Source organism: Phaeobacter cretensis (genome assembly GCF_047372505.1).
Classification (GTDB): domain Bacteria; phylum Pseudomonadota; class Alphaproteobacteria; order Rhodobacterales; family Rhodobacteraceae; genus Phaeobacter; species Phaeobacter cretensis.
The window spans coordinates 3,416,430-3,438,431 of record NZ_JBKBEU010000001.1 but is presented as its reverse complement, the minus strand read 5'-3'; the positions used below and the strand labels follow the sequence as shown (position 1 = coordinate 3,438,431).

Annotated in this window: 19 protein-coding genes, 5 tRNA genes and 1 pseudogene; 4 read left to right on the top strand and 21 right to left on the bottom strand. The window is 56.5% G+C overall.

The genetic code is table 11. The annotated features are described in order from the left end of the window. Positions 1–16: 16 nt before the first annotated feature. From prfB to ACEWZM_RS16310, 4 genes are all read right to left on the bottom strand, one after another. Complete coding sequence (gene prfB, locus ACEWZM_RS16325; RefSeq protein ID WP_414007439.1) at positions 17–1,141, bottom strand: peptide chain release factor 2; 1,125 nt, start codon at positions 1,139–1,141, stop codon at positions 17–19. 177 nt (positions 1,142–1,318) lie between these two features. Further along, on the bottom strand, positions 1,319–3,820 hold the full coding sequence (locus tag ACEWZM_RS16320; RefSeq protein WP_414007438.1) for a penicillin-binding protein 1A: 2,502 nt from the start codon (positions 3,818–3,820) through the stop codon (positions 1,319–1,321). A 197-nt stretch (positions 3,821–4,017) separates the two neighbouring features. Continuing rightward, positions 4,018–5,334 (bottom strand): N-acetylmuramoyl-L-alanine amidase, encoded by a 1,317-nt coding sequence (locus ACEWZM_RS16315; RefSeq protein ID WP_414007437.1) that lies wholly within the window; start codon positions 5,332–5,334, stop codon positions 4,018–4,020. Positions 5,335–5,526: 192 nt separating this feature from the next. Then, positions 5,527–6,675, bottom strand: coding sequence for a pyridoxal phosphate-dependent aminotransferase (locus tag ACEWZM_RS16310; protein WP_414007436.1), 1,149 nt, complete (start codon positions 6,673–6,675; stop codon positions 5,527–5,529). Between the two features lie 22 nt (positions 6,676–6,697). Between ACEWZM_RS16310 and ACEWZM_RS16305 the strand changes: the two genes are divergently transcribed. Continuing rightward, positions 6,698–8,062, top strand: a complete 1,365-nt coding sequence (locus tag ACEWZM_RS16305; protein WP_414007435.1) for a M48 family metalloprotease — start codon at positions 6,698–6,700, stop codon at positions 8,060–8,062. Next, the gene (locus ACEWZM_RS16300; protein ID WP_414007434.1) at positions 8,059–8,832 is read left to right on the top strand and encodes a DsbA family protein; all 774 of its coding nucleotides are present in this window, start codon (positions 8,059–8,061) and stop codon (positions 8,830–8,832) included. Before ACEWZM_RS16305 ends, ACEWZM_RS16300 begins: the two co-directional genes overlap by 4 nt. Before the next feature lie 95 nt (positions 8,833–8,927). Here the strand turns inward: ACEWZM_RS16300 and ispG are convergent, their stop codons facing one another. From ispG to hemA, 3 genes are all read right to left on the bottom strand, one after another. Beyond that, positions 8,928–10,055 (bottom strand): flavodoxin-dependent (E)-4-hydroxy-3-methylbut-2-enyl-diphosphate synthase, encoded by a 1,128-nt coding sequence (gene ispG / locus ACEWZM_RS16295; protein ID WP_414007433.1) that lies wholly within the window; start codon positions 10,053–10,055, stop codon positions 8,928–8,930. A 173-nt stretch (positions 10,056–10,228) separates the two neighbouring features. Continuing rightward, a complete protein-coding gene (locus tag ACEWZM_RS16290; RefSeq protein ID WP_414007432.1) occupies positions 10,229–11,452 on the bottom strand; it encodes a helix-turn-helix domain-containing protein in 1,224 nt (407 codons plus the stop codon). Between the two features lie 130 nt (positions 11,453–11,582). After that, positions 11,583–12,806, bottom strand: a complete 1,224-nt coding sequence (gene hemA, locus ACEWZM_RS16285; RefSeq protein WP_414007431.1) for a 5-aminolevulinate synthase — start codon at positions 12,804–12,806, stop codon at positions 11,583–11,585. Between the two features lie 314 nt (positions 12,807–13,120). Between hemA and ACEWZM_RS16280 the strand changes: the two genes are divergently transcribed. Continuing rightward, positions 13,121–14,512 carry a M20/M25/M40 family metallo-hydrolase gene (locus tag ACEWZM_RS16280; RefSeq protein WP_414007430.1) on the top strand — a complete coding sequence of 464 codons (1,392 nt, stop codon included), beginning with the start codon at positions 13,121–13,123 and terminating at the stop codon, positions 14,510–14,512. A 220-nt stretch (positions 14,513–14,732) separates the two neighbouring features. Here the strand turns inward: ACEWZM_RS16280 and ACEWZM_RS16275 are convergent. The 13 genes and pseudogenes from ACEWZM_RS16275 to ACEWZM_RS16215 all read right to left on the bottom strand — a co-directional run bounded on the left by ACEWZM_RS16275 (position 14,733) and on the right by ACEWZM_RS16215 (position 19,927). Then, positions 14,733–14,809 (bottom strand) — tRNA-Asp (locus ACEWZM_RS16275). Between the two features lie 100 nt (positions 14,810–14,909). After that, positions 14,910–14,986 (bottom strand) — tRNA-Asp (locus ACEWZM_RS16270). A gap of 51 nt (positions 14,987–15,037) precedes the next feature. Further along, positions 15,038–15,114 (bottom strand) — tRNA-Asp (locus ACEWZM_RS16265). A 300-nt stretch (positions 15,115–15,414) separates the two neighbouring features. Then, positions 15,415–15,490, bottom strand: a tRNA-Val gene (locus ACEWZM_RS16260). Positions 15,491–15,567: 77 nt separating this feature from the next. After that, positions 15,568–16,137, bottom strand: coding sequence for a histidine phosphatase family protein (locus ACEWZM_RS16255; protein ID WP_414007429.1), 570 nt, complete (start codon positions 16,135–16,137; stop codon positions 15,568–15,570). A 164-nt stretch (positions 16,138–16,301) separates the two neighbouring features. Beyond that, positions 16,302–16,573: pseudogene (locus ACEWZM_RS16250) on the bottom strand (integrase core domain-containing protein); the annotation flags it as partial. 8 nt (positions 16,574–16,581) lie between these two features. Beyond that, complete coding sequence (locus tag ACEWZM_RS16245) at positions 16,582–16,935, bottom strand: hypothetical protein (protein ID WP_414007428.1); 354 nt, start codon at positions 16,933–16,935, stop codon at positions 16,582–16,584. Further along, positions 16,932–17,879, bottom strand: a complete 948-nt coding sequence (locus ACEWZM_RS16240) for a phage portal protein (protein WP_414007427.1) — start codon at positions 17,877–17,879, stop codon at positions 16,932–16,934. Before ACEWZM_RS16240 ends, ACEWZM_RS16245 begins: the two co-directional genes overlap by 4 nt. Continuing rightward, a complete protein-coding gene (locus ACEWZM_RS16235) occupies positions 17,825–18,139 on the bottom strand; it encodes a hypothetical protein (RefSeq protein ID WP_414007426.1) in 315 nt (104 codons plus the stop codon). The genes ACEWZM_RS16240 and ACEWZM_RS16235 overlap by 55 nt, the downstream gene beginning before the upstream one ends. An 82-nt stretch (positions 18,140–18,221) precedes the next feature. Then, positions 18,222–18,566 (bottom strand): hypothetical protein, encoded by a 345-nt coding sequence (locus ACEWZM_RS16230; RefSeq protein WP_414007425.1) that lies wholly within the window; start codon positions 18,564–18,566, stop codon positions 18,222–18,224. A gap of 110 nt (positions 18,567–18,676) precedes the next feature. Further along, on the bottom strand, positions 18,677–19,186 hold the full coding sequence (locus tag ACEWZM_RS16225; protein WP_414007424.1) for a DUF6538 domain-containing protein: 510 nt from the start codon (positions 19,184–19,186) through the stop codon (positions 18,677–18,679). A gap of 90 nt (positions 19,187–19,276) precedes the next feature. Then, positions 19,277–19,351, bottom strand: a tRNA-Val gene (locus tag ACEWZM_RS16220). Positions 19,352–19,471: 120 nt separating this feature from the next. Beyond that, positions 19,472–19,927, bottom strand: coding sequence for an Lrp/AsnC family transcriptional regulator (locus tag ACEWZM_RS16215; RefSeq protein ID WP_414007423.1), 456 nt, complete (start codon positions 19,925–19,927; stop codon positions 19,472–19,474). A gap of 129 nt (positions 19,928–20,056) precedes the next feature. On the opposite strand from ACEWZM_RS16215, the gene ACEWZM_RS16210 reads away from it, so the two are divergent. Further along, on the top strand, positions 20,057–21,112 hold the full coding sequence (locus tag ACEWZM_RS16210; protein ID WP_414007422.1) for a Leu/Phe/Val dehydrogenase: 1,056 nt from the start codon (positions 20,057–20,059) through the stop codon (positions 21,110–21,112). Between the two features lie 277 nt (positions 21,113–21,389). On the opposite strand, the gene ACEWZM_RS16205 is transcribed toward ACEWZM_RS16210, so the two are convergent. Continuing rightward, positions 21,390–21,863: a hypothetical protein gene (locus tag ACEWZM_RS16205; protein WP_414007421.1), complete on the bottom strand. Its 474-nt coding sequence runs from the start codon at positions 21,861–21,863 to the stop codon at positions 21,390–21,392. Between the last annotated feature and the right edge of the window lie 139 nt (positions 21,864–22,002).

Below are 22,002 nucleotides of genomic sequence, written 5' to 3'. Positions count from 1 at the left end.
TATGCAAGGGCTGGGATCAGTCCCCCTGCGCCTCAGAGCGGCTTTTGCCAGCCACGTTCAACGCCAGTGTCGCCCCCATGAAGCCGTCCAGATCCCCATCAAGAACACCCTTTGTGTCCGACGTCTCATGGCTGGTTCGCAGATCCTTGACCATCTGATAGGGCTGCAAGACATAAGAACGGATCTGGTTACCCCAGCCAGCGTCGCCCTTCGCCTCATGTGCGGCGTTGATGTCGGCGTTACGGCGATCCAGTTCCAGCTGATAGAGCCGCGATTTCAGCGCCTTCATGGCAATGTCACGATTCTGGTGTTGCGACTTCTCAGATGACGTCACCACAATACCCGTTGGTTCATGGGTGATCCGAACCGCGGAGTCAGTGGTGTTCACGTGCTGACCGCCCGCACCTGAAGAACGATAGGTATCGATGCGAATATCAGATGGATTTACGTCAATCTCAATATTGTCATCAACCACCGGGTAGACCCAGATCGAGCTAAAGGAGGTGTGGCGTTTTGCAGCTGAGTCATAAGGCGAGATCCGCACCAGACGGTGCACACCTGACTCAGACTTCAACCAGCCATAGGCATTGTGACCCGAGATCTTGTAAGCGGCGGATTTGATACCCGCCTCTTCGCCAGCGCTCTCGGATTGAAGCTCGACCTTGTAGCCTTTTTTCTCGGCCCAGCGAACATACATCCGGGCCAGCATCGATGCCCAGTCACAGCTTTCTGTACCACCGGCACCGGCATTGATCTCAAGGAAGGTATCGTTGCTGTCAGCCTCACCATCGAGAAGCGCTTCCAGCTCCTTCTCTGCGGCAGTTTCCTTCAGCGCCTTCAGCGACTCCTCGGCGTCAGCGATGACCTCATCGTCCTCTTCCATTTCGCCCAGTTCGATCAGCTCCATATTGTCGCTGAGATCCTGCTTGATGGATTTATAGGTATCGATGGCATCGACCAGCATCTGCCGATCGCGCATCAGGGCCTGGGCCGCATCAGCGTCATCCCACAGATTGGGATCTTCAACACGTGCGTTGAACTCTTCTAGGCGGAACTCGGCGGTTTCCCAATCCAGACGCTGCGCCAAAAGCTCCAGCGACTTTTCGATATCGGCCACGATGTTCTGAGTTTCGGCGCGCATGGCAATCCCTTGAAATCACGTATCTGGCCTGCGTGATAAACCACCCGCGCCCTGCGAGCAAGCCGACGCGCAGAGAGTGGTCACAATAGCACAGGCCCAACCTCGCCCCACACAGAGTAGAGGCGGAGCAGCGTACCGCTACCCCGCCCGCCATATCACTTCATCGAGAAAGAAAGGCTAGTAGAGTCCGCCAGAACTAATAGTGCCAAAGGTTGCCTTTGGCCCAAGGACCGCGGTCCCTCCATCCGATGTTGTCACCCGACGGCTCGATTGTGCGGCTTCCTCAAACAATGGCAGGTTTGACCCCATGGCAAAGCCACCGTCAAATGCCAGACCAAAGATAGGTTCAGCGCCATCACGGAAGTATTCGGCCACTACATTGGCCCCGGAGGCCGCATCAGCTAGCCGCGCACCGGTATAGCGATCGATCTTGATGAAATGACCGCCTTCGGGTACCGCAAACCGACCACCGCCGTATTTTGCAGTCGCCTTCTTCATGAACTGCTGGAACACTGGGCCACACATGGTGCCACCATAAGCTCCGCGCCCCATTGGCCGCGGCTGGTCAAAGCCCATGTAGCAGCCTGCCACGATATTGGAGGTGAAACCAACAAACCAAACATCGCGGGCATCGTTGGTGGTCCCGGTCTTGCCAGCCGTCGGCACCGGAAGGTCGATCACACTGGAGGCCGTCCCCCGGTCGACAACGCCTCGCATCATCGAGGTCAGCTGATAGGCGGTAATCGGATCCATAACCTGCTCGCGGTTATCTACAATGCGCGGTGCCTGTCCCGTTGCCAATTCTGGTGAAGCACAGTCGACGCAATCGCGATCATCATGGCGATAAATTGTCTCGCCCCGGCGGTCCTGAATCCGGTCAACCAAGGTCGGTTGCACCCTCTCACCACCGTTGGCGAACATGGCATAGGCAGCTACCATTTTGTAAAGCGTCGTTTCTTCTGCTCCGAGCGAATTTGCCAGAAAGCTCCCCATACGCTCATAGACACCAAAACGTTCGGCATAGCCTGCAACCACCTCCATTCCGACCTCATGGGCAAGACGAATGGTCATCAGGTTCCGGCTCATCTCGATCCCGGTGCGCAGTGGTGTCGGGCCATAGAATTTGTTGGACGAGTTCTTGGGACGCCACAGGCCCTGCGGTGTGTTAAGTTCAATAGGAGCATCCACTACAATCGTGGCAGGGCTATAGCCGCTGTCCAACGCCGCCGCATAAACAAAGGGCTTGAAGCTGGAGCCCGGCTGACGCTGGGCTTGCGTGGCCCGGTTGAACACCGAGTGCTGATAGGAGAAGCCACCTTGCATAGCCAGGACACGGCCTGTGTTCACATCCATCGCGACAAATCCGCCTTGAACCTCAGGCACCTGTCGCAGCGACCAATGTTGCAGCGCCCCATCCTTTTCGACCGCACGGACTAGCAACACATCACCAGTGGAGATGTTGTCTTTAAAACTACCCTTCATCCATTTGATATCAGAGCGCGGCACCGACCCGATTTCGGCCACGTTCTCAACACCCACGCTTAGGGTTTGATCACCAACCTCTAACACGACGGCCGGGTGCCATTTACCACCAAGATCAATATCACGCGGCACGGAGGCGCTTCCCAATGCAGCACGCCAGCTCTCTTCTGATGCCATGGCGTCGGCTTCCAGCGTTACGCCGGTACCGCGCCAGTTGCCGCGCGAGCGATCGTATTTCTGCAAACCTGATCTTAAGGCAGCAGCGGCTTCTGTCTGCATTTCCTCATCAATGGTCGCGCGCACAGTGAAGCCGCCGGTAAAAAACTCGCCCTCACCAAAGTCTTCGGACAGCTGGCGGCGGATTTCATCGGTAAAGTAATCACGCGGAGGCAGCGCCGTGCGGAAGCTCTGAAAGTCGCCGTTCTGCACTGAACGCAGCGGTTGATTGACCTCAACTTCGTATACCGCATCCGAGATATAGCCGTTTTCGCGCATTTCGCGCAGCACATAGTTCCGACGTGAAAGCAGGCGCTCGCGCTGGGAGACCGGATGATATTTTGACGGCGCTTTAGGCATCGATGCCAGAGTTGCCGCCTCATGTGGGGCCAGTTGGCTCAACGTTTTATTGAAATAGGTCTGCGCCGCGGCAGTCACACCATATGAGTTTTGGCCAAGGAAAATCTCATTCATATAGAGTTCGAGAATGTCTTCCTTGCTCAGTGTTTCCTCAAGCCGAGATGCGAGGATCAGTTCTTTCACCTTGCGTTCGGCCTTCCGGTCACCTGATAGCAGGAAGTTCTTCATCACCTGTTGTGTGATGGTCGACGCGCCGCGCACGTTTTCGCCGCGGGAGCGCACAGCTTCAACCGCAGCCGCCGCGATGCCACGCATGTCGTACCCCTTGTGGCTGTAGAAGTTCTTGTCCTCAGCCGAAATAAACGCCTGTTTGACAAGGTCTGGGATTTCCTCAGAAGGGGTAAACAACCGCCGTTCCTGAGCGAACTCGTCAATCAACTGCCCCTCGCCGGAATAGATCCTGCTGATGGTCGGCGGCTGATACTGCGCCAGGGATTCGTGGCTGGGCAGATCCCGACCATAGATCCAGAACACCGCACCAATCGTCAGCGCGATCATCGCGATGCCCAGCGTGACGGTGCTGAAGATGGAACCAAAGAACGATAGAATAAATCTGACCACTGTAGAGCCTTTCTCGCGCAGTGCCGCCTATATAGATGCAGTGGCGCGTGGGGTCAAAACGGGAAACGGCATATTGATGCCGTCGGTCCGGATAAAACAGGGGGAAAGCTCCGGCGCCTGTCCCCCGATATCAAACGCGGCATCACGTGCTTCAGGTCCCGATCAGCATTTGGCCCGGCCTGTGTGACGCCCAGCAGCTACTGGCGCACCAGCGGGCGCGTTTCATCGTCCAAGATACGCCATGACAACAGCCCATTCAAAATGCCGCGCGCGGTACGTTCGCGCCAATCAAGATCCATCAAGTTGGCGAGATCACGCGGGCTTGATAAGAAACCGATTTCTACCAGAACCGATGGGATATCCGCCGATTTTAACACAGAAAACCCGGCTTCGCGTAACGGTCGGCGGTTCATTGCTCCACCTTGGGTTTTCAGCCCGTCAACCAGCGCCCGCGCCAGTGTCTGGCTACGTGGATGGGTTTCAACACGCGCCAGATCCAGCAGGATGTCAGTGACCCGATCGTCTGCCTTGCTTAAATCTGTGCCCGCAAGCAGGTCACCGCGTTCATGGCGTTCTACCAACGTGGCCGAAGCGGCATCTGATGCGTCCTCAGATAGGGTGTAGACTGTCGTGCCATGGGCGCGCCCTTCGGAAAGGCTATCCGCATGGAGCGACAAAAACAGATCTGCCTTGGCCTGATGGGCCAGCGCGATCCGGCGTTCCAAGGAGACGAAGTAATCGTCATCCCGCGTCAACTGAACATTGAACTGCCCTGAGCGGACCAGCATCTCGCCCAGTTCAATGGCGAATTGCAGCATCAGGTCTTTTTCCTGTACCAGCCCACCCTGGACAAATGCCTCTGCCCCCGGATCAATTCCGCCATGGCCCGGATCGATCACAATCAGCAATGGCGCCAGCGAATCTTTCTTTGGCGGCACGGTCATTTGCGTAGGTGCAGGCAAATCCCAGCGCGCATCATGAGGTGCCCCGGTCGTGGTTGCAAAGTCCTCGGCACTTGTCTCACGCAGCGCAACGGTCAGCTTCGCCTCGGCTGTCACCGGGTCAACATCCATCGCTGCCGCGTCGATTCGCATTGGACGGGCAATTTCCAATACCAGACGGGACCACCCAGGCACATAGGTGCCAAATTGCGCAGTCCTAATGCCATCTTCAGTGATCAGCGTATCGGCCCGCAGCCCACTCCAGTCGACCTCTTGGAAATCGAGTACGACCCGTGGCGGTGCGTCCAGCGTGAAAAGGCGGTATGGCACGCCTTGACTTAGCGACAACGTCAGATCGCTGCCGGAGCGACGGTCTGCAGCGTTGCTTTCCTGAGGCAGAATCCGTGCCAGACCACTGAAACCCTGTCCGATTGTTCTAGAGCTGGTATTCAGTGTGACCTGAGAGTTAGCCGAGCCGGTGGAGGCGGATGTCTCCTGTGCGCTGACAGGCAACGTCACTCCGATCATAAAGACCGGCAGCACTGCTGCTAGAACCGTTTTCACTCTGCTCATAGCCGTTGGTCCGCCCGTTGTCTTGTTATTGCGTCTTGTTTTGCCCGACTGACAGGACATCGGCAGGCAGTATGTACGCTCAAGGTGGTAGGTCTTTTGATCGCAGACTAAGCGATTGCACGGCCTGATTGCCAGCCTCATCATGCAGCCCTATTTCGCACATTGACCGCCGCGGGGACGATCACACCCATCTCAGCCAAGCCGTCCCGCCATAAACGTCGTGAGCCGCGCTAACCCCTCTTCGATATCGGCGGTGGAACGCGCATAGGAGAACCGCAAAGTTGTTGCTCCGCGTAGCGGATCGAAATCCAGTCCCGGCGTAACCGCAACTCCGGCCTCGTCGAGAATCTCCTTGGCAAAGGCACGGCTATCTTGGGTCAACCCGGATACATCCGCATAGACATAAAACGCCCCATCGGGCGGGGCGATACGGTCAAAACCTGCTTTCGGCAGACCTTCAAGCATCAGCGCGCGATTGCGCGCATAAACCGCCAAATTGGCTTCCATCTCCTCACCACTATCCATCGCAGCAAGTGCCGCAACCTGGCTGGCATGGGGCGCACAGATGAACATGTTTTGAGCAATCCTCTCAACGACCCTTACGTGATCTTCGGGAACAACCATCCAACCCACACGCCACCCGGTCATGGAGAAATACTTGGAGAAGGAATTGATCACATAACACTCATTCGTCATTTCAAGTGCGGTGACCGCTTTCGCCTCATATTCAATGCCGTGGTAGATCTCATCCGAGATGAACGCAGCGCCCTGCCCCTGTGCTGCATCGATCAGCGCAGCCATCGCAGGCTTGTCCAGCATGGTACCTGTAGGATTCGCGGGTGACGCTACCATAAGCCCGGCCAGATCTAACCCATCTAAATCCTGCGGCACCGGTTGTAGTCGATTGTCGAGCGAGGTTTCGATATCCACTGGCGTTAGCCCCAACGCGTGCAGGATTTGCCGATAGGACGGATAGCCCGGCGCGCCGATACCCACCCGATCACCACTGTCAAAAAGCGCGGTGAAGCTCAGCAGAAACGCCCCCGAAGATCCCGGTGTTATCACCACCCGGTCGGGATTGAGGTCAACATTATACCATTCGCCATACAGCTGTGCGATCCGCTTGCGCAGCGCTGGCAGACCCAATGCGACAGTGTACCCCAGACTGTCATGCTCCAGCGCTTTTGCCAAAGCGTCGCGCGCAGCCTTAGGCGCACCCGTGGATGGCTGGCCGACCTCCATATGGATGATGTGACGACCTGCTTCTTCGGCACGGCAGGCAGCGTCCATCACATCCATCACAATGAAGGGATCGACGTTGGACCGGCTTGAGTTTCGCATATTGATCTCCCATGGTGCGGCCATGACCTTTGACCGCTTCTCTCGCCTCGCGTCAATCCCAGCGCTTGCCTTGGCCGCACTCTGTTTTGTTGCGGGATCTCTGGCATCAACGGCGCAGGCGGCGTCCATTTCACTATTGCGCGATCCCGATATCGAACGCGGGCTAAACGAACTGGCCGCACCAGTACTGCGGGCAGCGGGACTCAATGCGAAACGGGTTCGGGTGCTGGTCGTCAACAAGGGTTCTTTCAATGCTTTTGTCGTCGATTCTCAAACGATTTTCATACATTACGGGCTGATCCTGAAAGTAGATCGCCCTGAGATGTTGCAGGCCGTCATCGCCCATGAAGCCGCGCATATTACCAATGGTCATCTGTCACGCCGGATGCAGAACATGCGTGCGGCCAACTCTGCTGCGGGCCTTGGTGCTGCGTTGGCAGTGCTGGCTGCTGCTGCAGGTGCCGGCGAAGCGGCAGCGGGCATCGCTCTTGGAACACAATCGTCCGCCTTACGCGGGTTTCTGGCGCACACTCGCGCCGAAGAAGCCTCTGCAGACCGCACTGCAGCGGGAATTTTGCAACGCGCCGGTGTGAGCCCACGCGGGCTGGTCGATGTCCATAAGATCTTTGCCGGGCAAGAGCTATTGAGCGCCGTCAATCAAGATCCCTACATGCGGTCACACCCGCTTAGCCGCGACCGCATTCGCGCCGCCGAAGCCTATCTGGCAAGCCATGGCGATGCCGCAAAACCCGACGCCAATGCGATCTATTGGTTTGCACGCCTGCGGGGCAAACTGTCAGCCTTCACCCGCTCTCCCAAATGGACGCTGCGGCGAGTGGCGGATGAACCATACAGAGATGTGCGCCTTATGCGTGAGGCCATAGCACACCATCGGCGCAACAACCTGCAAAAAGCCCTGCGTGCCATAGATGGCGCGATCTCGATCCGCCCGTCAGATCCCTACTTTCAAGAACTAAAAGGTCAGATCCTGATGGAAAACCGCCGCTGGAAACCTGCACTATCGGCATATAGCCGCGCTGTGCGCCAGACCAGCCGCGATCCTCTCATTCTCGCTAGTCTCGGCCGTGCTCAACTGGCCGCAGGCCAACCCAAGGCCGCGATCAAATCATTGGAGGCGTCGCGCGCGCGCGACTTTCGCAACGCCGCGATGCTGCGCGATATGGCGCAAGCCTACGCGAAACTTGGCCGATCAGGCATGGCCGCTCTGGCCACTGCGGAACGCTATGCCCTACAGGGGCGATTGAAAGACGCAGGGCTACACGCCAAACGCGCCACTGGCCAGTTGCCCACCGGATCACCTACCTGGCGACGCGCACAAGATGTGCTGATCGCCGCCGAACAAAACGAAAAAAGGAAATCGAGATGACCCTTATCCCCCGCTTCTCCGCGGTCTCGGCCGCTGCACTGGCCCTAGGGCTGATGGCTGCTCCCGCCGTTCAGGCGCTGGACCTCGGCCAACTGAGCGCCGAAGAACGTGCTGCCTTTGGCGAAGAAGTGCGCGCCTATTTGTTGGAAAACCCCGAAGTCATTCTTGAAGCCGTGAACAAGCTGGAACAGCAGCAGGCCGCAGATGATGCCGCCCGCGACGATGCGCTGGTTGTCGAAAACATGACTGCCCTGCACGACGATGGCTTTTCCTGGATTGGTGGCAACCCCGACGGCGACATCACTCTGGTTGAGTTCATGGACTACCGCTGCGGCTACTGCCGCCGCGCGGCACCTGAAGTCGAACAGCTCGTCTCGGGCGATGGCAATATCCGCCTGATCATAAAAGAATTCCCGATCCTGGGCGAGGCTTCGGTCTTGACGTCACGCTTTGCCATTGCCACGCGGCTCATCGCTGGAGATGAGGCCTATAAAGATGTTCACGACGCTCTGATTTCCCTCAGCGGAGAGCCAAACGAGGGCACATTGCGCCGTTTGGCAGATGGGCTTGATCTGGATGCCGATGCCATCCTTGCGCGGATGGCCGACCCTGAGATTGCCCGCCAACTGCAAGAAACCCGCGCCCTCGCGCAGCAGCTTTCCATTTCCGGCACACCGACATTTGTACTGGGGGATGAACTGCTGCGAGGGTATCTGCCCGCTGACCAAATGGAAGCCATTGTGGCTGACATCCGCGAAAAGCGCAGTTGATCACGGGGCCTGCACGGTTATATGTAAAAACGCCACGTCTGGGAGCTGATTGCCAGACGTGGTTACAAAGATAGGTATTTCGAGGCGGCCAGGGACTACTCAGCCGCCTCCTTTGCAGCGGCCTCATCCAGTTCTGCAGCCTTACGTTCGACCTGCTCGACAATGTGCTCAACCATCTGATCGTTGGACATTTTGTGGCTGGCCTTCCCCGCCAGATAGACCATACCGGCACCAGCACCACCACCTGTGAAACCGACGTCCGTCATCAGTGCCTCTCCGGGGCCATTCACCACACAACCGATAATACTGAGGCTCATCGGAGTGTGGATATGCGCTAGGCGATCCTCAAGCTTTTCCACTGTTTTGATCACGTCAAACCCCTGCCGCGCGCAAGAGGGGCAGGAAATAATATTAACCCCGCGGTGGCGCAGTCCGAGAGATTTAAGGATCTCAAAGCCGACCTTCACCTCCTCAACTGGATCGGCGGAGAGGCTGACGCGCAGAGTGTCCCCTATCCCCATCCACAACAGTTGACCCAAGCCAATGGCCGATTTGATAGTGCCCGAGACAAATCCACCCGCCTCAGTAATACCAAGGTGGATCGGCGCATCGGTAGCATCAGCGAGCTGTTGATAAGCCGCAGCAGACATGAAGACATCTGACGCTTTCACCGAGATCTTGAATTCGTGGAAATCGTGATCCTGCAGAATGCGGATATGGTCGAGCCCGCTCTCAACCATCGCCGCTGGGCACGGCTCGCCGTATTTGTCTAACAAGTGCTTTTCAAGGGATCCGGCATTCACCCCGATCCGGATAGAACAATTGTGATCTTTGGCAGCCTTGATCACCTCAGCCACGCGTTTTTCGTCACCAATGTTACCGGGGTTGATGCGCAGGCAGGCCGCACCTGCTTCGGCCGCTTCAATCCCACGTTTATAGTGGAAATGGATATCTGCGACGATCGGCACCGGGCTTTCCCGGACGATCTCTTTCAGCGCTTTGGACGACGCTTCATCCGGCACCGAAATGCGCACGATGTCTGCACCTGCCTCGGCTGCAGCCTGCACCTGTGCAACTGTCGCCGCGACATCAGTGGTTGGCGTGTTGGTCATGGTCTGCACAGCAATCGGTGCATCCCCCCCAACCGGTACATTGCCAACGTGGATCTGACGGCTCTTGCGCCGTTCGATATTGCGCCAGGGGCGAATGTGGTTGATCGACATAAGGTGCGGTCCGCGCTGTTCAGGGTTCCCCGGTTAGATACGCGCTGTGCGGCACGGCTTCAATGGGATGAAGGAAATCCTGACGACATCGTGCCAAATGTCGCGGCCCTAGGCTGTGTTGGTCACAGCATTGGACACAACATTGACCAAGGGCAACAACCGGTCAGTACGATCTATTCGCTGATTGTCTCTGCGGATGTATCGGAGAGGTTCTCGGCCTGTAGTTCGGCCACAAGCGTCGCAAGCGCGCTGTTTTGATCTGCGCTCAGATCAGCGACAGCAAAGCGCTCGGTAAGTGCATCCGAGGACAGCACAACATTCTTGGTCACCTGCCCGCGATCGCCTACCGGACCATAGTGAGCCCCGTTGACGGAAAAATAGATCGCACCGCTCTCACCGGTACGCAACAGAGGTGCCTCTTCGGTTGCCGGGATTTCGAAACGCTGGCCCGGCTCCATAATGGTCTCATAGATCACGCTGCCATCAACCGCAGTTACCTGCACCCACGAGGGCCGCACAGCGACCATTTGCAGTGCCGGTGCGATCTGCTCAACCACCTGAGGCATCGCGCTCAAAGGCACATCCGCGCTCAGGCTTGCGTCAGCGAGAACAACCGATGGCAGGTCTGGCATAACGAAATTGCCAAACCCACGTGGATCAAGCGTTGCAATTGGGCCATCACGAGGCACCATAACTGGCACATCCAAGGCCTGCGGCCGATAAAGCCGGTCCAGCGCCTCAAGTGTAGGGTCTTCGTTCTCTGTGTCGTCGTCTCGGGTTACGCCCGCCAGCGGGTCAAGATCCGCCAACACGAAAGGTGTCTGTTCCACAGGTGCCATCTGCACCTGTTGCACTTCTTTCAAGACAGCCCACCCGCCGTAACCAATACCGCCAATCAGTGTGACCAACACTGCAAGGGAGCCAACCGCACGCAGCTCAATCTGGCTGAACATGCTGCTCGCTGCCGGCACAAACGGTGTATTGGGCGACGTAAACGCATCGCTGCGAAGTCCGCCCATCCCAGTCGCAATCGGCGCACCGGCAGACTTGCGTACGGAGGCTTCGGCGGACATACCATGCGCCACCTGAAAACCGCTTTCCTGGCAGAAAGTATCAAAAGTGGTATCGGGGTTCATATTGAGGTAGCGCGCATATGAGCGCACATAGCCTGCAATAAATCCGGGTGTGTCAAATACTGTGGGATCGGAGTTTTCGATAGCAGAGATATAGGACGCTTTAATGCGCAACTCCCGTTGAACATCTAACAACGATTTACCCATGGTGGCTCGTTCGCCGCGCATGATATCGCCCAATCGCAGTTCATAATCATCAAAGCTGCGTAGCTCCGGTGATTCGTCATGCGTCTTCGATTTGCGCTGAGTAAGGCGCCCGATCATGCCTGCTGTCCCATATTAGCCTGCCGTATTCGACATTCAGGACGTCCTTGATCGCCTTATGCGATTCGCCTGCGCCCTTTGATTAGAGGTATACTACCATAATCTTACCCATTTGACACAGACCTGTGAATCAACCTGCCAATTCGGCACGATTCAGCGCACAATGAGACCACAAAACGTCCATTGCCTTGACCAACTCATCGATCTCTTTCGGGCCATGTACCGGCGACGGGGTAAACCGCAAACGTTCAGTGCCGCGCGGCACCGTGGGGAAGTTGATGGGTTGCACGTAGATACCGTGGTCAGACAGCAGCATATCGCTCAACTTCTGGGTATGTACGGCGTTACCAACAATCACTGGTACAATGTGGCTGCCGTGGTCGATAATCGGCAGGCCCAACCCTTTCAGTCGCATTTTTAGAATGCGCGCCTGCAACTGGTGCTGGTCGCGCAATTCCGGTGCTGTCTTGAGATGCGCAACAGACGCCACAGCGCCTGCAGCAACCGTTGGTGCCAACGAGGTCGTAAAGATGAAACCCGGCGCGTAAGAGCGTATAGCATCACACATTTTCGCCGATGCCGCGATATAGCCGCCCATCACGCCATAAGCCTTGGCCAATGTTCCATTAACGATATCGACCCTGTCCATCAGGCCATCACGTTCGGTCACGCCGCCACCACGCAAGCCATACATGCCCACGGCATGCACCTCGTCGATGTACGTCAGAGCACCGAATTCATCCGCCAGATCGCAAATCTCCGCAATCGCGCCGAAATCACCATCCATGGAATAGATCGATTCAAAGGCAATCAACTTAGGGGCTGCAGGGTCCGCCGCCTCCAGAAGCTCACGAAGATGAGCAACATCATTGTGGCGGAAGATACGTTTAGCCCCTCCATTGCGGCGTACGCCTTCGATCATCGAGGCATGGTTCAGAGCATCCGAAAAGATAATCAGGCCAGGAAACAGCTTAGGTAGCGTGCTTAGTGTCGCATCATTGGCAATATACGCCGACGTAAACAGCAGCGCTGCCTCTTTCTTGTGCAAATCCGCAAGCTCAGCTTCCAGCTGTTTGTGGTAGACAGTCGTGCCCGAAATGTTCCGTGTACCACCAGAGCCTGCGCCAGTTGCATCAATGGCGTCATGCATAGCGTCCAGCACCACAGGATGTTGCCCCATCCCGAGATAATCGTTGCCGCACCATACCGTTATGTCCTGCTTACGGCCATCGGGACGTGTCCAGACCGCATGCGGGAAGTGCCCGTTCTGCCGCTCGATATCGATGAATGTACGATAGCGACCTTCCGTGTGGAGTTGGTCAATCGCTTGGTCGAGTTTCGCGGTATAGTCCACCGGCATCTCCATGGCATAGTTGGCACCAGCGGATCCGGTGCAAGCTGTGGTCGGGCATATATATTCACATTATCGAATAGATAACCTGAACCTTCCGTTGGATCAATCAAATACGCAGAAGGAACAGAGGCAGCCTTGATTTAGCTCAAATAGACCTTTGCGCTCCCGGCGGCAAGAATTGTAACGCTTGTTTGACGCTACAATCCGACGCATCTCGACGTCACCTGCCAGCAGTCGCTGCGCTCTGGCCCCTGCCGAAAGGCGCTGTTAGGGTCCGGCGCAAGCCAATCAACAACAGCAGGAGCTCTCCGAATATGTCATTGAACGACGTCCTGGACCGGATCGATACCGACCTAGATGCCGCCACCCTGCGGCTTATGGAATTACTGCGCATTCAATCCATTTCCACCGATCCCGCCTATAAAAAAGACTGCGACAAGGCTGCCGACTGGCTCGTCAGCGATCTTCGCTCCATTGGGATCGATGCAGAAAAGCGTACCACCCCCGGCCACGCGATGGTGATAGGCCATGTCGGCCCTCAGGACGACTCGCTGCCGCATGTTCTGTTCTATGGCCACTATGACGTCCAACCGGTCGACCCGCTTGAGCTGTGGAAGACCCCGCCGTTTGAGCCGGTGCTGGAGGAGACCGAACGAGGAACCGTTATTCGTGGCCGTGGAGCATCAGATGACAAAGGTCAGCTGATGACCTTTGTTGAGGCCTGCCGTGCCTGGCAAGCTGTGAATGGCACCCTGCCCTGCCGCATCACATTCTTCTTCGAAGGGGAAGAAGAATCCGGCTCACCCTCATTGATACCTTTCATGGAACAGCACTCTGCAGAGCTGAAGGCAGATCTGGCCTTGATCTGTGACACCTCCATGGTCTCACGCGGTGTCCCGTCCATCTCTTCACAGCTGCGCGGCATGCTGAAGGATGAATTCACGCTAGTCGGCCCGCGCATTGATTTGCATTCCGGTCACTACGGCGGACCAGGCCTGAACCCCTTGCGTGAGCTCAGCCGTATCGTTGCGTCCTTCTATGACGAAGAAACCGGCCGCGTTGCCGTCGAAGGCTTCTACGAAGGCGTCCATGAGGTGCCAGAAGACCAGTTGCGTCAGTGGGAAGGCTGCGGCTTTGACCAGAATGACTACCTCTCCAACGCCGGGTACACCCAACCACACGGCGAAAAGGATCGCTCCGTGCTGGAACAACAGTGGGCACGACCGACATTGGAGGTGAACGGCCTTTGGGGCGGCTACAATGGCGCTGGCTCTAAAACCGTGATCCCATCGGAAGCCCACTGCAAGATCACCTGCCGTCTGGTGGGTGATATGGATCCCGACGCATTGCGCGACAAGCTTCGTAAGCACGTCGAAGACCGTCTGAAGCCCGACACTCGGGTGAAATGGGACAATGATTTGGAAGGCTCCCGCGCGTCGGTGATGAACATCTCCCGCCCCGAATTCGAGGCCGCCCGCGGTGCGCTCTCAGATGAATGGAATCGCGAAGCGGTATTTTGCGGCATGGGCGGTTCCATCCCGATTGCAGGATTCTTCAAATCGATCCTTGGCATGGATGCGATGCTGATCGGCTTTGCAAATGAGGACGACGCCATTCACTCCCCAAACGAGAAATACGATCTGGAGAGCTTTCACAAAGGCATCCGTTCTTGGGCGCGTGTCCTGGACGCTCTGACACGCAAATAATGCGATAGAACGACAGCAAAACACCGTGGTGCGCACAGCTGCGCGCCACACAATCTTTCCGAGACACACTAGCCGAAGATCTATGTACCAGCACCAAGGGCAACCTGTAGCCCGCACGGACGAACCCACTGACTAACCAAGGTCGCTAAGAACCTCTGTCACAACAATAGCAATAGCCCCTCAGAAAAAGGACATGTTCATCGATAAGGGCAGGAAAAAGTGGCGCGGTTGACGGGGCTCGAACCCGCGACCCCCGGCGTGACAGGCCGGTACTCTAACCAGCTGAGCTACAACCGCGCATGGACCTTTCGGCAAATCAGACGCTGGCGCCTGAAACATCTTTCCCCTCCGGGGCGGTCTCTCGTCTAGTACTAGACGCCCCGAGACAGGGTGAAAGTGGCGCGGTTGACGGGGCTCGAACCCGCGACCCCCGGCGTGACAGGCCGGTACTCTAACCAACTGAGCTACAACCGCGCATTTTACTTTCATCTGAACCCTTTAACCCGGATCCGGGGCTGACAGCAGTGGCGCGGTTGACGGGGCTCGAACCCGCGACCCCCGGCGTGACAGGCCGGTACTCTAACCAACTGAGCTACAACCGCTTGCTGTTCCATCCAGCGTCGCCGCTGAACGTTGGGCTGTAATATTCGCAGCACCGAGGGATCGTCAAGCGGTGTTTTGGCATTTTCTGTCGTTTCGATGAAAAAAAATGGAGCCACCGCGGCGACACATCTTAAGCTGTTGTTTTCTCGATATTCTCAAGATCATTCAACGATTTACACCATACACCATCGAAGCTCATCTCGACAGAACTACCCACCCTACCAATCGGCTATTAGATACATCAGGGCACGCAAATAATTGTCACGGCCAGAGGTAGAGCGTATTTTTCAAAGGAAGAATGGTGGGTCGTGAGAGGCTCGAACTCCCGACATCTTCGGTGTAAACGAAGCGCTCTACCAACTGAGCTAACGACCCGGTGAGCGGGGATTTAGAGAATGCTGACGGTGGGCGCAAGAGGCAAATCGAAAAAATATCCGAAAAAATGACGCCCCCTATCGCAGCACCTGCTCCTCGCCCTGCCAAAGCTGGTAAATGCACCCTTGTTCATTTGGCAACACCGCCATATCACCTCGGGAGAGCCCGCAGATTAAGCCGCGCAGCACTTGCCCCCACAGCCCATGCGCTACCACCACAGTGGGCTCGCACAGACCTTCGAGAAAATCCTCGATACGGTCACGAAAAGCCGCAAACCCCTCGCCCTCTGGGGCAGCGCAGAACAAATCAAGGTTAAGCGGGTTAGCCGCATAGATATCCGGGTGCTGTGCGGCGACCTCTGTGCGGGTCATACCCTGAAACACACCGGCCTGAGCCTCGGCCAAACGCGCATCCGTAATATAGGGCCGGCCACTCAAAGCGATCTGGGCGGTCTGCTGTGCGCGGCCCAATGGCGACACAAAACAAGCAGGCCCCTGCGCAAGGATCGGAGCCATAAGCGCTGCTTGCTGCTGCGCGTGCTCTAGGCCCAAGGGGCTAAGTTGTGATTCCAGCTGCCCCTGAATACGCCCCTCGGCGTTCCATTCCGTCTGCCCGTGCCGCAGGAACCAAATTTTCGGATATGCCATGCCTGCCCTCTTTGTTGCATCTAGTTGCATCGCCATTCGGCGTTTACCGCAAAATCTAGAGAGGTTTGTTCAAACTGAGAAGAGCTTTGCTCTCCTTAGTCAGGGATTTTGGGACAGATGGCTGCCTTATCTAAGAAAAGGTCTGGCGCATCTGATTGGTTTGATTATGCGGCGGATTTGCGGTGAAGAGAGCGTCGCGTTTCGATGGTCTTCCGTTTGATCCTTTCTCGTTGTTTCAGAATGGTTTTGCGCCGTCCGAAGTAGACGTCAGCCGGGGTGAGGTTCTTCAGGCTCTCGTGGTAGCGCTGGTTGTTGTAATGATCGACAAAGGTGTCGATCTGTTGCCTGAGGTGACCGGTCAGGTCGTAGTTCTCCGGAAGGATGCGGGTTTTAGCGTCTGATGCCAGCGCGCGATCTTGCCCTGGGTTTGCGGGTGGGTCAGGTTCATGCGGCCTGTTCCTGCGTTGCACCAAGCCGCATGACCTGCACCACGCCTTTACCAATGTTGATTGCGAAGGAATGAACCTGATCGTCATCGCGTAGAGCGGCCATGGCCAACAGTCCTGCCTCCGCACCCGGCGCAAGATCACAGCAAGGGTTTTCAGCAGCCGTCCGGGCCGATCCACCGTCTTCAAAGCGAACGCAGCCGGAAAGAGAGTTGCCAATAAACTCATCAACGCACTTTTGAATTGCAGCGTGCAGCGCAGGTTTGAATTCTTTTTCTAGCGCGACTTCAAACGCTCCTACATCTGCCTCTACAGTAAGGGTGACTTTTGATTCAGTGTTTTTGGCGGTCATTCGGGCTTTTCCTTTTTGGACGCAGCGGGGCCGGTCGTAGTTGTGGTTGTCGTGGTGTAGGGGTTTTCCAGCGTGTCGCCGCCATCACGGGCCGGCAGGTTTAGCTTCGCCTTACCCTCATTCGCAGTAATCACCCCCATGCTGCGATACTGGCCCAAGGCTGCTGCACGGGCTGTTGTGTCAGTCATCAGAAGGTCGTCGGTCACAGCCTCGAAATGGGCCGCCTTGCGTTCCTCCGGAGTCAGCAGGCACAGGGCATAGGCCCAGCTCCAATCTGTCAGCCAGGGCTTGAGCGTCATGTCATAGAACTGACGGTTGAGCTGTTCGAGTTTTGACCATGTGGCGCGGCTCAATTCACCCAGCATTGCCGCCGGGATGTTAAAGGCGCGCGCAATCTCCCGGATCTGTTCAAGCCGGTTTTCCGCAAACTGGGTATCAGCAAGGGTCATGCTCAGCGGCGTGTAATCCATGCCTTCATCAAGGATGGCCGTGCCGCCTGCCTTGGAGCCGACATGCGTCGCAAACCAACTCGATGCTACCTTCTTCTTCGCTTCCACATCCATGACCTTCTGCGCCTTGATGACGCCGGAAGGACGGCCACCGTTCGCAAAGATCCCGCCGATATGGCTTTCGAAGCTCAGAGCCAGGGCAATCGCCTTCCGGCCCAGCGTGATCGGAGATACGCCGCCGAAGGCTTCGATCCGCAAAACGTCACGATAGGACATGCGAACCTGATTGCTGTCAGTCGAAACCAGATAGAAGGGTTCACCGTCTGCCTCAAAGTTGGGCTGCACCTTGCCGGGTTCCAGCCGGTGAAGCTCATACGGGGTGCCGTCATTCAGGCGGATCACCTGGGCGTGACCGGCACCGTGCAGCAGGGCATCAGTGGTCAGCTTTTCGCGCAGCTCTGCCGCGCTCGTCCACTCGTTCGCCTCATCATGCACCAGCCGGTAAGCCGGGTGATCGGTCGGGCTTCCTTGCTGTCACGGTCATAGAGCTTTACCGACAGCGCGCCGACGGTCTCAGAGATAAGTGACACGGCACAAGCAACAGCAGGAACGCGCATTGCATTGCCGGGACCGATACTCAGGCCAGAAGTGGTTGGCACCGCTCCAAGCTGGGCCAATGCATCGGGATCAGTAAGGGTCAGCGCTTTTTGTTCGGCGCCGAATTCAAGTGCGTTTTTGAGCTTCTGAAAGGCCATGTGTTCCGCTGCGAGTTGATTGATGTGGCAAAATTACCACGCAACAATTCACGGCGAAATAAGAAAGTTATGTAATTACCTGTCAAGCACTCAAGCCATACGTGGGCAGCTTGTTGATAGCGTTGACCTTCGCCTTCAAACTCACATCTCCATAGTTCTCTGAAGCCGTCTTGCCGGAGTGGCCCTGAATGGCGTCATAGATACGCGCCGAACATCCAACTCGATACACTGGCTCTTGAAGCGGTGCCGCCAAGCGTGGGTAGGTCGCACCCCATCCGGAACTAAGTCTTTGTCGCGCAGCCATTCCGCCAGCCGGTTTGGTATCTGAGTGGCCTTGTTCTTGAATTGCGTCGCGTCTGTCCCGTGATGGAACAGCGGACCCGGTCTGCATGCGCATGGTCACATAGTCATTCCAGAGCTGTTTCATGCTGGCCGACTTGGGGGCATCTACCGGGGGCTGAGCGTCCCTAATAACCGGCGAGGTAGGTGTGCCGGAAAATCCCCTTCATCGCGCTCAGCAGCCCGCTGCCATCGCCTCTAGCTCCGCATACACAAGGCACGGGCAATCTCACGCCATTCGGTGCTGCCCGGTTCGGCGCTTAGGTTGCCAGCGGCCCGGAAGCGTTCGATCTGTGCGCCCACCAACTCGCCCAGCTCTGCGTCATTGGCTTTCTCTGCAATAGCGTCCCGCAACCACTGCACCAGCAGATCGTCAATCCCCCCCGGCCAGCGGGGGTCATTGCGCAGTTCGTCGTCAAAGGCGAGCCGCTGAGTGTAGAGGCTGTGCGCTAGCTGATCAGGCGCCAGCGGATAGCAGGCGGGAACTGCCTGCGGCTGCCCTGCCCCGGCCCTTCTCTCAGCCAGGACAATCTGGTGCTGGAGCTGGGCCACCGCCCCGGGAAGCAGCTTTAGTGCCTGCCGGTAGTCACCACCCAGTGGGGTGCGCAGTTCGGTCTTCCCAAGGATTTCCCGCAGGTGCTTCGGAATCACAAGCCGGGCGTGATAGCGCCCCTTGCGTATGACAATGTGCATGACTTTGCCAGCCATTCCCAACCCCGTTGGTAACCAAAGTTGTTACCTTGAAACGGACAAAGCCCCTTATTTGCAAGGGTTTTCTTTGTTTTAAAAGGGGTAGGATGGTGGGTGATAAGAGATTTGAACTCCTGACATCTTCGATGTGAACGAAGCGCTCTACCACTGAGCTAATCACCCTTGAGCGCGGTCATACCGTCGCCCAAAAACCGCTGCAAGAGGGGCTGCGCGAAAAAGACTAAAGCTCGACACTTTTCGCTGAGCAACATACTGGCGGGACCGTGCGTCCCTTACTTCAGGCTATTCCAAGGGCAAGACATTGCGGCAGATCATCGTCCGCAGTGTGAAGCTCGATCGGGTGTTTCGAATGCCTGGCACACGCATCAGCCGGTGTTCGAGGAACTGATCAAAATCGGTTAGATCCTGTGCCACGACGCGCAGCAGAATATCGCGACTCCCTGTCATCAGGTAACACTCCATCACCTGGTCAAACCGCCGAATAGCGGCCTCAAATGCTTGCAACCCCTCCGTCGATTGCCGCTCCAATTCCACCGCGACAAAAATAGTGACGGGGAGCCCGACTTCGGCCTGATCAACCCGCGCGGAATAGCCGGAAATTACACCACAATCCTCCAGGTTGGCGACCCGACGTGCGCAGGGCGTGGCGGAGAGGCCTACCTTCTCGGCCAACTCCGCGATTTTAATACGACCGTTTTCCTGCAGGGCGGCCAAGATCCTGCGATCAATCTTATCCACGTCTTTCCTCTCATTTTTTGCTCAATATTAGCGAAATACACCAATATGGACAATAAATATGACCCTCTTTAGGGAAAACCGGCGGCTCATTAGCGATATTCTCTGGTGAAATGGAGGAGCAATCCAGCAATGACAGCCACAATCACCCCCGTCGCCACCTCGACACATGAAGAAATTTACCGGGTTGAAGATGCCTCAGTTGGCCTTACCGGCTTTATCGCCGTGCACTCTACCCTGCTCGGCCCGGCGGCCGGCGGGCTGCGGATGCGCCCCTACGTCAGTGCCGAAGACGCCTTGATTGATGTCAAGCGCCTGAGCGAAGGCATGACCTATAAGAACGCGGCGGCTGGCCTCGCGCTTGGCGGTGGCAAGGCAGTGATCATTGGCGATCCGGCGGTACAAAAGACGCCCGAGTTGCTGCGTGCCTTTGCCCGCGCCATCGACAGTCTGAATGGTCGCTACATCACCGCCGAAGACATGGGCATGAGCCCCGCAGACATGGCGATCCTTGCCGAAGAAACCAGTTCAGTGGCCGGGTTGGCAGATGGTGACTTTGCCTCTGGCGATCCCTCCCCGATCACAGCACGCGGTATTTTTAACGCAATCCGATGCGCCTGGGAGCATCATACTGGGCAGATTGACCTGTCCAACCGAGTTGTCTCTGTTCAAGGGTTGGGTCACGTGGGCTGGTACCTCTGTGATCTCCTCAATACTGCCGGTGCCAAACTGATCGTCACCGACGTCAACAGCGCTCAGCTCGACCGCGCCGTGGCAACCTTTGGCGCTACAGCTGTCGCGCCCGAAGATATCTATGCTGCGGAGGCCGATATATTCGCCCCTTGCGCTATTGGCGGGGTTCTCAACAGCGAGACAATCCCACAGCTGAAAGTCTCGCTGGTTGCTGGTGGCGCCAATAATCAGCTGGCCACCCCGAACGACGCTATCGCCCTGCACAAACGCGGTATCCTCTATGCTCCGGATTTTGTTGCCAACGGCGGCGGCATCATCAACGTGGCGACTGAGATCCTGAAAATCAGCAATCGCAGCCGCTTTGTCGCCGACAGGCTGGAAGCACTACAAGTCACAATGGCGGCCATACTCAAGCAAGCAAAGGCAGATGACGTCACACCCGACGCCGTAGCCATTGCAACGGTACAAGCCAAGATGGCGCCCAAAGCGGCCTGAACGCATCCGGGAACTGAAATCTCAGTCTCGAAAAAGGCGGCCGTATGTGGTCGCTTTTTTTTGCCGTTGTTAAGAGACACTTCATATTACGGTAACCGGAAGAGGCCAGGGAAAGCCGGGTGAGCCTTAAAAATTGTTTTTTAAGAGGGCTTTAGGAATATAGACCAAATCAACGCTTGCCATGCACAACCGGAAAATCAGGCTGATATCGGGTGAATATCGAAAATCGGAACAGTTCAATCTGCAAGTTATTCTGTCGGCCCTTGCTGTTGACCGATCACCAAGGGCCGACAGCGTTAAGCATCCCGGTTGAAACGCGCAAGCACATGTCCAACGCCGGGATGATCAACAGGATGTAACCCACTCCAGAAATTAACAAAGCGAGTTTCAAGGAACCTTGATTGATCTGGTCAGCCTCCTCGAAGAAACTTTGTAACCGCGCTCGTAAGAAATCCCCGTACTTTACCTTCACGTCAGCTTTGGATGATGTCGATCTATAACCCCGGCCAGCGTCAGGCCTCTTATGGCCCCCTTGAATACGCTGAGGCATCTTATAGAGGTCGAGCTTATCGCCCATTTTGTATCTATCGGATTTGTCTTCTGTGTCGTCTACCGCCGCGCTTTGTTTTGCGGCAAGACGAAACGAGTCCCATTGCCCCTGAAGGTCTTCACTACGTCTGACATCAAAACGCGCAAGACGGTGATAGAGATAATAAGTAAATTGATTGTGGCAGAAATTTGCGAAGTCCAATGCGTTCTACGCGAAGCTGAGCACTCTCGGTTTCCGCCACGCATATACAAGGTGCCCCAACGCCAGAAAGAGCAAGCCGAAGTAAGTGAATAGCATTCTTACAATAGCGCCACTAAGCAACTCAATACCGCCTGTCCCG